The sequence below is a fragment of the Methylobacterium sp. CB376 genome, assembly GCF_029714205.1.
In the GTDB taxonomy this organism is placed as follows: Bacteria; Pseudomonadota; Alphaproteobacteria; order Rhizobiales; family Beijerinckiaceae; genus Methylobacterium.
Genome location: NZ_CP121648.1, coordinates 7,320,967 through 7,333,816, shown reverse-complemented (window position 1 = coordinate 7,333,816; position 12,850 = coordinate 7,320,967). Strand labels below are relative to the sequence as shown.

The 12,850-nt window shown below is 71.5% G+C and carries 12 protein-coding genes; 4 read left to right on the top strand and 8 right to left on the bottom strand.

Translation table 11 applies throughout. From position 1 onward, the window contains the following. Positions 1-122: 122 nt before the first annotated feature. Positions 123-1,430, bottom strand: coding sequence for a DNA polymerase IV (locus tag QA634_RS33750; protein WP_012336309.1), 1,308 nt, complete (start codon positions 1,428-1,430; stop codon positions 123-125). Further along, on the bottom strand, positions 1,427-1,807 hold the full coding sequence (locus QA634_RS33745) for a DUF3572 domain-containing protein (RefSeq protein ID WP_012336308.1): 381 nt from the start codon (positions 1,805-1,807) through the stop codon (positions 1,427-1,429). The genes QA634_RS33750 and QA634_RS33745 overlap by 4 nt, the downstream gene beginning before the upstream one ends. Before the next feature lie 80 nt (positions 1,808-1,887). On the opposite strand from QA634_RS33745, the gene QA634_RS33740 reads away from it, so the two are divergent. The 3 genes from QA634_RS33740 (at position 1,888) to QA634_RS33730 (ending at position 4,371) form a co-directional block, all read left to right on the top strand. Then, on the top strand, positions 1,888-2,268 hold the full coding sequence (locus tag QA634_RS33740; RefSeq protein WP_012336307.1) for a response regulator: 381 nt from the start codon (positions 1,888-1,890) through the stop codon (positions 2,266-2,268). Between the two features lie 12 nt (positions 2,269-2,280). Continuing rightward, a complete protein-coding gene (locus tag QA634_RS33735; RefSeq protein WP_012336306.1) occupies positions 2,281-3,654 on the top strand; it encodes a PleD family two-component system response regulator in 1,374 nt (457 codons plus the stop codon). Positions 3,655-3,906: 252 nt separating this feature from the next. Further along, positions 3,907-4,371 (top strand): hypothetical protein, encoded by a 465-nt coding sequence (locus QA634_RS33730; RefSeq protein WP_012336305.1) that lies wholly within the window; start codon positions 3,907-3,909, stop codon positions 4,369-4,371. A gap of 100 nt (positions 4,372-4,471) precedes the next feature. Here the strand turns inward: QA634_RS33730 and rpmG are convergent, their stop codons facing one another. The 6 genes from rpmG to rnr form a co-directional block, all read right to left on the bottom strand. Then, the gene (gene rpmG, locus QA634_RS33725) at positions 4,472-4,639 is read right to left on the bottom strand and encodes a 50S ribosomal protein L33 (protein WP_012336304.1); all 168 of its coding nucleotides are present in this window, start codon (positions 4,637-4,639) and stop codon (positions 4,472-4,474) included. A gap of 146 nt (positions 4,640-4,785) precedes the next feature. Beyond that, positions 4,786-5,952 (bottom strand): MFS transporter, encoded by a 1,167-nt coding sequence (locus QA634_RS33720; protein ID WP_012336303.1) that lies wholly within the window; start codon positions 5,950-5,952, stop codon positions 4,786-4,788. Between the two features lie 105 nt (positions 5,953-6,057). Next, on the bottom strand, positions 6,058-7,743 hold the full coding sequence (locus QA634_RS33715; protein WP_012336302.1) for a methyl-accepting chemotaxis protein: 1,686 nt from the start codon (positions 7,741-7,743) through the stop codon (positions 6,058-6,060). A 451-nt stretch (positions 7,744-8,194) separates the two neighbouring features. Further along, positions 8,195-8,950, bottom strand: coding sequence for an NUDIX hydrolase (locus QA634_RS33710; protein ID WP_012336301.1), 756 nt, complete (start codon positions 8,948-8,950; stop codon positions 8,195-8,197). Then, positions 8,886-9,398: a DUF983 domain-containing protein gene (locus tag QA634_RS33705; protein WP_012336300.1), complete on the bottom strand. Its 513-nt coding sequence runs from the start codon at positions 9,396-9,398 to the stop codon at positions 8,886-8,888. Before QA634_RS33705 ends, QA634_RS33710 begins: the two co-directional genes overlap by 65 nt. Beyond that, entirely contained in the window at positions 9,395-11,683 is a 2,289-nt protein-coding gene (gene rnr, locus QA634_RS33700) for a ribonuclease R (RefSeq protein ID WP_012336299.1), read from the bottom strand. The genes QA634_RS33705 and rnr overlap by 4 nt, the downstream gene beginning before the upstream one ends. 657 nt (positions 11,684-12,340) lie before the next feature. Here rnr and QA634_RS33695 point away from each other — a divergent pair. Further along, complete coding sequence (locus tag QA634_RS33695) at positions 12,341-12,838, top strand: hypothetical protein (RefSeq protein WP_150108778.1); 498 nt, start codon at positions 12,341-12,343, stop codon at positions 12,836-12,838. The last annotated feature ends 12 nt before the right edge of the window (positions 12,839-12,850 follow it).

Genomic DNA, 12,850 nt, shown 5'->3' with positions numbered 1-12,850 from the left:
CGGGCGCCGGTCGGGTCTCATCCCAGATCCGATCGATCCCTTCGGGATGGCGGATGAGAGCTTCGCTCAGGCGCCGCGCGGGCGCGTGATCCGGGATCCGCTTGGATCGACCGGATCCCGGATCACCCCTTCGCGTCCTTGTCCGCCGGCGTGAAGGCGAGGCCGCGCTGGATCGCGGCCTCGCCGAAGCGGGCGCGCAGGGCGTCGACCGCCGCGGCCCGGCTCGCCTCGCGCCGCGCGCCCTGGTCGGCGAGGTCGCCGCGATCCGCGTGGAGGGAGGCGCAGAGGTCGCCGGCCCCGACCCCGATCAGCCGGTAGGCGGTGCCGTCGCAGGCCTCGCGCAGCATCGCCTCGGCGGGGCGGAACAGGCGCTCGGCGAGCTGCGTCGGCGCGAGGCCCGACCGGGTGCGGGTGCGCAGGCGGAACCCGGCATCCTTCAGCTTCAGGGTCACGCTCGCCGCCGCGAGCTCGGCCCGCACGAGGCGCCGCGCCACCGTCTCGCACAGCCGCCACAGGATCGGGCGCAGGGCCGCGAAATCCCGCAGGTCCTCCGCGAAGGTGGTCTCGCCCGAGACGCTCTTGGCCGCGCGGTGCGGCTCGACCGGGCGCGGATCCTCGCCGCCGGCAAGGCGCGCGAGCCGGGCCGCGTCGCGGCCGAGGGCGGCCCGGAGCCGGGCCGGATCCGCCCGCGCGAGGTCGCCGACGCGGCGGATCCCGATCTCGGCGAGCCGCCCGGCGGCCGCCTGCCCGACCCCCGGCAGGATGCCGACCGGCCGCGGCGCCAGGAAGGCCCGCGCCTCCTCCCGGCCGATCACCGAGAAGCCGCGCGGCTTCTCCAGGTCCGAGGCGATCTTGGCCAGGAACTTGTTCGGCGCGAGCCCGATCGAGACCGTGATGCCGAGCTGCGCCTCCACGGCCCGCGCGAAGCGCGCCAGCGTCACGGCGGGGCTCGCCCCGTGCAGGCGCTCGGTGCCGGAGAGGTCGAGGAAGGCCTCGTCGATCGAGACCGGCTCGACGAGCGGGGTGAGCGCGCGCATCATCGCCCGCACCTCGCGCCCGACCCGGGCGTACTTCTCCATGTCGGGCCGGATCACCACGGCGTCCGGGCAGGCCCGCAGGGCCTTGAACATCGGCATGGCCGAGTGCACCCCGCGGGTCCGGGCGAGGTAGCAGGCGGTCGCGACCACGCCGCGCCGCCCCCCGCCGACGATGACGGGGCGGTCGCGCAGGGAGGGATCGTCCCGCTTCTCGATCGCCGCGTAGAAGGCGTCGCAATCCACGTGCGCGATGCTGAGCGCGTCGCGCTCGGGGTGCGCGACGAGGCGGGGCGAGCCGCAGGCGGCGCAGCGCCTCGGGCCGCCCGGGCGGGCGGCGCCCCCGCCGGTGAGCCGGGCGCAGTCGCGGCAGAGCGCCGGGGCGCCCGCGCTCATGCGTCGAAGGGATCCGCGTCGAAGGGATCCGCGCCGAAGGGATCCGCGCCGAAGGAATCCGGATCCGGGGGACCGAGGCGGCGCCACGCCAGCGTGATCCGCTCGGGCGGCTCCCCGACCGCCCGGGCGCAGGCGAGGAGGAGATCCTCGTCCGACACCACGTGGTCGAGGAGGCCGAGCATCAGCTCGGGCGATTCGGCCGCCTCCCGCAGGGCGGACGGGCTCAGGCCCGCCCCCTCCATGAAGCGCATCAGGCGCCCCGGATCGGCCGTCACGAAGGCGAAGACCGCGGCGGCGATCCCCTCGGCCTCGCTGCGACTCGGTAATCCTCGCTGGGGAGGCTTCCCTCTGGTAAAACTCGGCGATTTGCGTTTCATCAACTTGTGCCGCTTAAACGGGACGGGCAGGCGTCGTCGGAGGTTCGGATGCGTCTCGTCGGCGCCGGAGACAGTGAGCCATGACGAAGACCGTGCTCATCGTCGAGGACAACGAGCTCAACATGAAGCTCTTCAACGACCTGTTGGAGGCGCATGGCTACGCGACCCTGAAGACCGCCAACGGGATCGAGGCGATCGAGCTCGCGCGCCGGCACCGCCCCGACCTGATCCTCATGGACATCCAGCTCCCGGAAGTGTCGGGACTCGAGGTCACCAAGTGGATCAAGGAGGACGACGAACTCAAGAGCATTCCGGTGATCGCGATCACCGCCTTCGCCATGAAGGGGGACGAGGAGCGCATCCGGGAGGGCGGCTGCGAGGCCTATCTGTCGAAGCCCATTTCGGTGGCGAAGTTCCTCGCCACCGTCAGGACCTATCTCGGCGACGAGCGCCAGAGCTGAGGGCCCCCCTCCATGTCGGCACGCGTGCTCATCGTCGACGACCTCTTCCCGAACCTCAAGCTCCTCGAGACCAAGCTGTCGCTGGAGTATTTCGACGTGATCTCGGCCATGAACGGGCCGGACGCGATCGCGATCTGCGAGCAGGGCCTGTGCGACATCGTCCTCCTCGACGTGATGATGCCGGGCATGGACGGGTTCGAGGTGTGCCGGCGGCTGAAGACGACGCCGACCACGGCGCATCTGCCGGTGGTGATGGTGACCGCCCTCGACCAGCCGAGCGACCGCCTGCGCGGCCTCGACGCCGGGGCCGACGATTTCCTGACCAAGCCGATCGACGACACGGCCCTGCTCGCGCGGGTGCGCAGCCTCGTGCGGCTGAAGGCGATGACCGACGAGCTGCGCAACCGCGCACTCGCCTCGCGGGACCTCGGCTTCGCGGACCCGCTCGCGGCGGCGGCCGCCGAGACCGGGCTCAACGCCCACCTGCTGATCGCCGATGACCGCCGCGCCTCGGCCGAGCGCATGGCCGCGGCGCTGAGCCAGTCCCATTGCGTCGAGGTGGTGGCCGATCCGCACCGGGCGCTGGAGACCGCGACCGAGGGCAATTTCGACGTGGCGCTGGTCAGCCTCGACTTCGACGGGTTCGACGGGCTGCGCCTGTGCAGCCAGCTGCGCTCCCTCGACCGGACGCGCGGCATGCAGGTGGTGATGCTCGCCGACGCGGGCGACCGCGCCCGGATCATGCGCGGGCTCGACCTCGGCGTGCACGACTACCTGGTGCGCCCGATCGACCGCAACGAGCTCGTCGCCCGGGTGCGCACCCAGGTGCGGCGCCGGCGCTTCGCGCATTCCCTGCGCGAATCCGTCCAGGCCTCGATGGAGCTCGCCGTCACGGACGGGCTCACCGGCCTGCACAATCGCCGCTACTTCGACAGCCACCTCGCCGGGCTGTTCCGCGAGACCTCCCTGCGCGGGCGGCCGCTCGCCCTGCTCCTCCTCGACATCGACCGCTTCAAGGCGATCAACGACAGTTTCGGCCACGACGCGGGCGACGAGGTGCTGCGCCAGTTCGCCGACCGGATCCGCGCCCATACCCGGGGCATCGACATCGTCGCCCGCTTCGGCGGCGAGGAGATCGTCGTCGTGGTCCCGGATACCGGGCTCGACGGCGCCGGCCAGGTCGCCGAGCGCATCCGCGAACGGATCGAGGCGACGCCCTTCCTGGTGCACGGGGGCACGCGGGGAATCGACGTCACGGTCTCGATCGGCCTGGCGGTGCGCCACCCGGACGACGCACTCCCCGCCGACCTCCTCAAGCGCGCCGACGTGGCGCTCTACCGGGCCAAGCAGGAGGGGCGCAACCGGGTCGTCGCGGCCGCGGCCTGAACCCGGCCGAGAGCTGCGGCAGAATGACGCAGAACGAGCCGGGAGCGGTCCCGGCGCTCGGCCGACAGGCCCGCGGCCAGGCTGCAGGCCGTTGATTTCGGCCATGTCTTGGCGCCGATGATCCGCCAACCTTGGCAGTCAAACCGCGTAAATCGGCGTCGATCTTCGCGAATGCATCGTCGCGAAGTCTGTTGCATCCTGCTTCGATCGCAGCGCGCGAGAAAAGAGCCGCGCATCGACAGGATGCTCAGCATGGAACATCAGCCGCTCCGTCACCTCCGCGACATCGCCGACGTCGAGCCGGTCCCGGGCCTGCTCGAAGGCCGGCGCGCCCGGCTCGAACGCTGGGCCGAGATCCTCGACCGCGAACCGACCCGGGCCTTCACCACGCTCGAGGAGATCGAGTTCGTGCCGCGCCGGATGCGGGCGGCGATCCGGGCCGACAACTCCCCGCTCGCCTACGCCTACGCGGACCCGGTGCTGCGGGCGAGCGGGCTCGCGGGCGACACGTTCGGGGAGGCGCGCCGCTTCTTCGAGCTGAGCACCGGGGAGGCCCACCACCTGCTCTGCTCCTGCGTGAACGGCCGCAGCGTCACCGGCTCCGCCACCGCCCGCCGCCTGCGCCGCCTCGCGGCCAAGCGCCCGGGCCTGTGGTTGGCCTATGGCTGCGCGGCCGGGGTCGCGGCCCTGCCGGGGCTCCTGTACCTGCTGGGGTGAGACGACTCGGCCGAGACGACGAAGGCCGCCCCGGGGGCGGCCTTCCGGCGGCCCTCGGCCGCCCGCAGAACCGGCCGGCGGCCGCGGGCCGCCGCGCCGCTCACTTGATCTTGGCTTCCTTGAACTCGACGTGCTTGCGCGCCACGGGGTCGTACTTCTTGAACGACAGCTTGTCGGTCTGCGTGCGCGAGTTCTTCTTCGTGACGTAGAAGTAGCCGGTGTCGGCGGTCGAGACGAGCTTGATCTTGACGGTGACGGCCTTGGCCATGACGCGACCTCGTTGGGCTGGGGATGCGTCCGGGTGACCGAAACGCAAAAGGGCCGGGATGACCCCGGCCGAAACGCGCCGCCTTCCTGCCCGAAGGCGTGGGCGGCGTCAAGCCGGGCGGGACCGGTCAGGCCGGGCGGGACCGGTCAGGCCGGGGAGGGGCGGATCACCCGGGCCCCGACCACCGCCAGGTAGGCGAGGAAGAGCCCCGCCAGGGCCCAGGCGAAGCCGTGCGGGGAGGCGAGGTCCATGCCGCCGCCGACGAGGGGCGGGCCGAGGACGAGGCCGACATTGTAGAGCACCAGGAAGGCCGCGTTCGCCCCGGCGAGCGCCGCCCCCTCGAAGCGCGCACCGAGATGGGCGAGCCCGACCGTGTAGAGCGTGCCGGCGATCCCGCCCCAGACGAACAGGATCGTGCCGAGCAGCCAGGGCTGCCCCGCCCCGGCGGGGAGCAGCAGGGCGCCGAGCGCCCCGCCGGCGCCGGCCGCGAGCAGCACCTTGCGCCGGTCGACATGGTCCGAGAGCAGGCCGACCGGGATCTGGAACAGGACGTTGCCGAGGGCCGCGAGGCTCACGAGGCCCGCCGCCGCCTCGGGCGTGAGGCCGAGCCGCAGGCCGTAGATCGGCAGGATGGCGAAGCCCCCGGTCTCGACGGCGCCGTAGACCAGGGCCGCGAGAGTCGCGGAGGGCGCGACCCGCAGGTAGCCGAGGAAGCCCCGCCCGCCCTTGCGGGGGATCTCCGGCGACAGGCCGCGGGCGAGGAGGAGCGGGATGCTGGCCGCCCCGAACAGGGTCGCCCCGGCGAGGTAGGGGAGCCAGCCGGCGGTGCCGAGGAGGCCGAGCAGCGCCGGGCCGACCGCGAAGCCGAGGGCCAGGATCGTCGCGTAGACGCCCATCACGAGGCCCCGCCGGGCCGGCGGCGCCGCCTGGTTGATCCAGAATTCCGAGAGCACGAACAGCACCCCGAGCGCCGCCGAGAAGGTGAAGCGCAGGGGGAACCACCAGGCGAGATCGAACAGGAGCTTGAAGCCGAGGAGCGAGACGGCCCCGACCGCGATCGCCGCGAGCAGGAGCGGCAGGACGCCGAGCCGGGCGGCGATCCGAGGCACGAAGGGCACCACCGCGATGCTGGCCACCCCGGCCACGGCGGTGTTGACGCCGATCATCGTGTTGGAGACGCCCATCCGCTCCATCTCCAGGGAGAGGAGCGGGATCGACAGGCTGAGGCCGATCCCCACCACCGCCACACAGGTGATGGCCGCCCCGATCGAGGCGACCTCGCTCCTGCCGAACTCCGTCGTGACCGCGTCCATCCTGTCCCTGCCGGCTGCCGTCGGGCGCCCCGATATGGCGCGTCGGGACCGCCGGGGCCAGGGCGCGGCCGCGGCGGGCGCACCCGAGGGGCGCGCCCGCCGAAGTCAGGCGGCCCGGACGCCGGAGAGGAAGCGCTCCACCTCCGCCCGCAGCTGCTCGGCCTGGCGCGAGAGGTCGGAGGCCGAGGCCAGCACCTGCGCGGCGGCCGCGCCCGTCTCCTCGGTGGCGGAGGCGACGCCCGCGATGTGGCCGTTCACCTGCGTGGTGCCGTCGGCGGCCTCGGTCACGTTGCGGACGATCTCCTGGGTCGCCGCCGCCTGCTGCTCCACCGCCGCGGCGATGCAGGTCGCCACGCCGCTCATCTCCTGGATGCGCCCGGTGATGGTCCCGATCGCCGTCACGGCCCGGTCGGTCGAGCCGCGCATGCGGTCGATCTGGGCGCCGATCTCGCCCGTCGCCTTGGCGGTCTGGTTGGCGAGTTCCTTGACCTCGGCGGCGACCACCGCGAAGCCGCGGCCCGCCTCGCCGGCCCGCGCCGCCTCGATCGTCGCGTTGAGCGCCAGGAGATTGGTCTGGCTCGCGATCGAGGCGATGAGCCCGACCACGTCGCCGATCCGCGCGGCCGCGTCGTTGAGCTGTCCGACGAGCGCGGCGCTCTCGACGGCCTCCTCGGCCGCGGCCCGGGCGAGCTCCGCCGAGCCGTCGACCTGCCGGCCGATCTCGCGCACGGAGGTGCCGAGCTCCTCCGCGGCGGCGGCGACCATCCCGACATTGGCGGCGGCCTGCGCCGCGCCGTTCGCCGCCCCCCGCGACCGCTGCGCGGCCTCGCCCGCCACGCCGCTCATGGTCTGCGCGGTCGTCTGCAACTCGGTGGCGGCGGACGAGACCGTGCCGACGATGCCGCCGACCGCCCGCTCGAAGCCCGCCGCCATCTCGCGCAGCAGGGCCCGGCGCCGGGTCTCGGTCTCGGCGCGGGCGGCCTCGGCCTGGGCCTCGAGGTCGCGGCTGCGCAGGAGGTTGGCCTTGAACACCTCCAGGGCCGCCGCCATCGCGCCGATCTCGTCGCGGCGCCCGAGCCCCGGCACCGGGGCCGCGGCGTCGCCCTCCGCGAGCCGCCGCATGGCGCCGGCCGTCGCGGCGAGCGGACGGGAGATGCCGAACAGCCCGAACAGCATGGCGCCGACCGAGGTGACCAGCGAGGCGGCCATCGCCAGCCACGCGGTCTCGGTCGCGGCCTCGGCGCTGCGCCGCCCGGTCTCGGCGCCCTCGGACGCTTCCCGCTTGTTGAACTCCGCCAGGGACTGGAGCTGCCGGGAGATCTCCCCGCCGAGTTCGGCGATGCCGGGCCGCGCCACCAGGGCGAGGGCCTCGTCCCGGCGGCCGGCCTCCACCGCCGCCAGGAGCGGCGCCTGCGCGGCGATGTACCTCTCCCAGACGGAGGCGTAGGCGTCGTAGGCGGCGCGCTCCGCGCCGGGCGAGATCAGGGGCTCGTAGCTCCGGCGCAGCCGCCCGATCGTCTCGCTCACCGCCGCCAGGGCGGCCTTGTTCTCCGCCAGGGCGGCCGGCCCGTCCGAGGCGACGATCAGCCGGTAGACCCGCACGCGGTACTCCCGCGAGGCCGTGTTGAGCTGGTGGACGAGGTCGACCGAGGGCAGCCAGTTCGTCGCCATCTGGTCGATCTCGGCGCGGATCGTCGCGAGCTTGACGAGGCCGATGGTGCCCTGCACGGCCGAGATCGCGGCGGTCAGCGCGAACAGGCCGACCAGGATGGACTTGAGCGTGGGGCGCATGGCGGATCCGGCGCAGGCGGGCGAAGCACGTGCGCGCCGCTGCGCCCGGCCGCCCACGTCTGATCACCGCCGTTCTGACATCCGGTTCTTTCCTGTTTCTCACCGCTTTCGTCGAAATCCGTGAGTACATCACAGTTCTGACGGCTATCTTCCCGACTTAGAGACCTCGGATAAACATATGTTATGCTGTTCTATTGGCCGATCTCGGGTGGCCTAATCCGCTTGACCGCGACGTGAGCGCGGGCGGAACTTGTTTCGGCGAGTTTATCTAGGCCCTCGGCCGCGCCCGATCTTCGCCGCCGGACCGGCGTTTGCCCGCGGGCGCGGCGGCTCATGCGCCATCCGGGTGATGGCTTCGCCATCTCGCATTTCGGCCATGCGGATGTCGGCGTCGCTCAGGCGCCGCGCGGGCTGGTGATCCGGGATCCGCTGCGATCGAGCCGATCCCGGATCAGATCTCCTCGCGGGTGTGCCGGCCGCGGATCTCGCGGAAGAACGGCACCGGCAGGAAGGGGCTGAAGCCGGCCGCGAGGCGGGTTTCCAGTTCGTCGAGGACGATGTGGGTGATGCGGGGGAGGTCGAGCCGGCGCGCCTCGGCGAGGCTCACCCAGGCGAGTTCGGTGAGTTCCGCCTCCGGCCCGACCATGCCTGGCGTCTCGCCCGCGACGGCGTCGCGGGTCACCGCGAAGAAGCGGGTGTCGAAGCGCTTGGGCCGGGCGGGGGGCGTGATGGCCCGGGCGATGAACTGCACGGCCTCCAGGTCGGGCATCACGCCGGCCTCGCGGAAGGCGGCCCATGGCCCGTCGGGGGCGGTCTCGGGCGGCCCGTAATCCCGGGTCCCGATCATCAGGCCGGTCTCCTCGTAGGTCTCGCGGATCGCCGCGAGGGCGAGCGCCCGGCCGAGATGGTGGGGCGGCCGGGAGACGCGCGCCGCGAGCGCGGCCTCGGCGCGGTCGTTCAGGGTGCCGGCGACGGGCATGTGCCGGTCCGCGAGCTCGATGCGGCCGCCCGGGAAGACGTACTTGCCCGGCATGAAGGTGTGGCCGTCGTGGCGGCGGCCCATCAGCACCTTCGGGGTCCGGCCGGCATGGTCGAGGATGATCAGGGTCGCGGCGTTCCGCGGCCTCAGCGCGGGTCTGCGCTCAGGCGCCGCGGAGGCCGGGGGCGCGGCCCCGCTCTCGATCGTCCCCGCCGTCGCGCGCGCCATCCCGTGCCTCCCCGCCCTGTCCGGTCCCGGTGCGTGCGCGGCGTATCGCGGAGAAGCCGTGCATGCCAAGGGCGTATTGCAGCCCGACGACCGCGCCCTTCACGGGCTGCAGCAGGGCGAGCGCCATGATCAGGGTCACGGCGGGCCAGAAGGTCAGCTCGAACCAGAGCGGCAATTCGTCGAGGCGCATCTGGCTCTCCAGGATGGCGAGCCCGACCACGTGGCCGACGATGAAGATCACCAGGTAGGGCGGCAGGTCGTCGGCCCGGTGATGGTGGAGTTCGGTGCCGCAGGCCTCGCAGGCCTCGCGCACCTTCAGGAAGCGCCCGAACAGGCGGCCCTCGCCGCAATGGGGGCAGCGGTTGCGAAAGCCCCGCAGCATCGCGAGGTGCCAGGGCACCTCGGCTGGGGGCTGCGCGGGGGCGTCCCGCCCGTCGATCTCGATCACGCCCGCTTCCCCCTCCGCTTGGTGAGGCCCTCGCGGCGCTCGGCCGCCGGGCGGCCCTTGCGCGGGCCGCCGCGCCGCGGCGCCGGGCTCGACCGCGTCCCCTCCGATACCACGTCGAAGCGCAGGGCGCCCGCCACGGGCGCGGCCTCGACCAGGCGCACGGTGACGCGGTCGCCGAGCCGGAAGGTCTCGCCGCTGCGCTCGCCCACCAGGGCGTGGCGGCCCTCCTCGTAGCGGAAATAGTCGGCCCCGAGCGTCGAGACCGGCACGAAGCCGTCCGCCCCGGTCTCGGTGAGCTTCACGAACAGCCCCGACTTGGTCACGCCCGAGATCTGGCCCGCGAAGCTGGCGCCGACCCGGTCCGCGAGGTGCTGGGCGATGAGCCGGTCGATGGTCTCGCGCTCGGCCGCCATGGCCCGGCGCTCGGCGTTGGAGATCTGCTGGCCGATCTCGGCGAGCTCGGCCGCGCCCATGTCGGGCAGCCCGTCCGGCCCGAGCCGCAGCGCCCGGATCAGGGCGCGGTGGACGACGAGGTCGGCGTAGCGCCGGATCGGCGAGGTGAAATGCGCGTAGCGGCGCAGGGCGAGCCCGAAATGCCCGGCATTCTCCGGCGCGTAGACCGCCTGGGCCTGCGCGCGCAGGATCACCTCGTGCAGGAAGGTCTGGTGCTCGGTGCCCTGGACCATGCCGAGGATGCGGTTGAACAGGGAGGGCCGGAGCACGCCCTCCTTCGGCAGCTTGATGCCGATCGAGGCCAGCACCTCGCCGAGCGCCCGCATCTTGTCGAGCGAGGGCTCGTCGTGGACCCGGTAGATCAGGGCCTGCGCCTTCTCCTCCAGGGTCTCGGCGGCGGCGACGTTCGCCTGGATCATGAATTCCTCGATCAGGCGGTGCGCCTCCAGGCGCTCGGGCACCACCACCCGGTCGACCCGACCCTCGGCGTCGAGGACGACCTTGCGCTCGGGCAGGTCGAGGGCGAGGGGGCCGCGGGCGTCCCGGGCCGCGGCGAGCACCCGGTAGGCCGCCCAGAGCGGGCGCAGGACGGGGTCGAGGAGGGGCTGCGTGACGGCGTCCGGCTGCCCGTCGATCGCGGCCTGGGCCTGCGCGTAGGCGAGCTTGGCGGCCGAGCGCATCATCACCCGGTGGACGCTGTGGCGCCTCTTGCGGCCGTCCGCGCCGATGACGAGGCGGATGGCGAGGGCCGGGCGGTCCTCGCCGGGGCGCAGGGAGCAGAGGTCGTTCGAGATGCGCTCGGGCAGCATCGGCACGACCCGGTCGGGGAAGTAGACCGAGTTGCCGCGCAGCAGCGCCTCGCGGTCGAGGGCGCTGCCGGGCCGGACATAGGCGGCGACGTCCGCGATCGCGACCGTGACCACGAAGCCGCCCGCGTTGGCGGGGTCCGGGTCGGGCAGCGCCATCACGGCGTCGTCGTGGTCCTTGGCGTCGGGCGGGTCGATGGTGAGGAGGGGGGCGTCGCGCCAATCCTCGCGGTCCTCCATCCCGGCCGGCCGCGCCCGCGCGGCCTCGTCCAGCACCGCGGGGGGGAAGACGTGCGGGATGCCGTGGGCGTGGAGGGCGATCAGGCTCACGGCCTTCTCGGAGGCGACGGCGCCGAGGCGCTCCTTGACCCGCCCCCGGGGCAGGCCGAGGCGGCTGTCGCGGGTGAGGGCGACGCTGACGAGGTCGCCGTCGCGGGCCTCGCCCTCCTCGCCGGGCGGGATCTCGATCTCGCGGCCCTGGGCGCGCTTCTCGACCGGGAGGACGCGCCCGCCGCCCTTCTCCAGGGCGCGGTAGATCCCGAGCATCTCCGCCTTGTTGCGGCCGATCACCTTGACGACGCGGCCGAGATAGCGGCCCGGCGCCTCGCGGTCGGGCTCGACGCGCAGGAGCGCCCGGTCGCCGATCCCGGGCGCGGGCAGGCTGCCGGTCCGCCGGCCGCGCGGCGCCATCACGAGGATCTTCGGGGCCGGGCCGGCTTCCGGGTCCCACTGGGCGGGGCGGGCGAGGAGCTCGCCGTCGCGGTCGCGGGCGTCGATTTCGGCGACGAGGACCGGCGGCAGGCGGCCGGCCTTGCGCAGGCCCGCCCGGTCCTTCTCGACCGCGCCCTCGTCCTTCAGCTCGGCGAGCATCCGCTTGAGTTCGACCTTGTCGGCGCCCTTGAGGCCGAAGGCCTTGGCGATCTCGCGCTTGCCGACCTTGGTGGTCGCCTCCGCGATGAAGGCCAGCACCGCCTCGCGGGAGGGCAGGGCGGCGTGGTCGGAGGGCGGGGAGGAGCGTTTGGCCAAGGGGGAGACCCGGGGAATGGGGCGGCGGGACGGGCGAGCGACGACCGGCTCGGCGACACCCTCCGGCCCCGCGCGGGTCTCACCCTCTCGTCCGATATGGGATCGCGGCCGCGCGCGGGCAACCGCGCCGGGCGGCGCGATGGGCGCGGGCGGAGGCGGGGTGAGGCAGACCGCCCGCTCCACGTCGCGCGGGTCGGAGGGATCGACGTGGCCGCGTCATGGCCGTCCCGGACCAAGCAGCGGTTGTTCAGACACGGCAGAGAGACACTCTGGAAACACTTTTGGTTCGTCCGTTCACTTGACCGCAAGTGTCGGAATGACCTAACGTCATCTAGCGATGTTGAGGAGAGCGCAGATCTTTGGGATTTACCTCTCATGGAATACATAGATTGAACTGGGTAAAGCGTTGCCGGCTCGACGTTGTGCCGATGAATTCAAGTAAAACACGAGTGAGTCAGTAGACTTGAAAGAGCAGATATTGCTCTTCTTTCGTCATATTACGATGAAAATCTATGTTCCTCGTTGCGAACGCCGATACGTGCGCGCCAACAACGTGGCGATCAGAGCTAACGTATCGAGAAGACGATTTATGCCAGATAGACTAGAGACAGGATGTCTATGTAGATAGTGCATCACCGGATCAGAGGGCCACAAATCATGAAGCGGTTTCTAACCGGCGCTCTGCTATTTCTTACCGTAGCATATTCGGTCACCATACTACTGAAGGCTCTCTCCTGCTACACTGCTGCAACAACAATCAAAGCAACTACGTATCCGGACAAAGATAAACTGTTCGATCAGGCAATAATGTCTATTGCAGAAACTTATAATAGCAAATATAATCCGTACGATCTTGATTTCAGCGAGTACTTTGCACCGATATACTTGCCTGGCAGCATCGCCGATTTTGAAAAATATATTAATGACAGGCTATATATGATTGGTCGAGACAATAGAGTAACTGGCGCACTCGTAAATAACATGACAACTGTTGTATACAATCACGCAGCGTTTGTTAGTGGTTTAGCGCTCAAATGTTATAGCAATAAATTCGGTTATGAGGACAAGCTTGTATTTTATTTCGAATATTCTAATAGAGAAAAGACTAATCTGACTCGAATCGGTGTAGCTCTTGTAAACGGATCAGGACTCTAAGCGGAGACGATA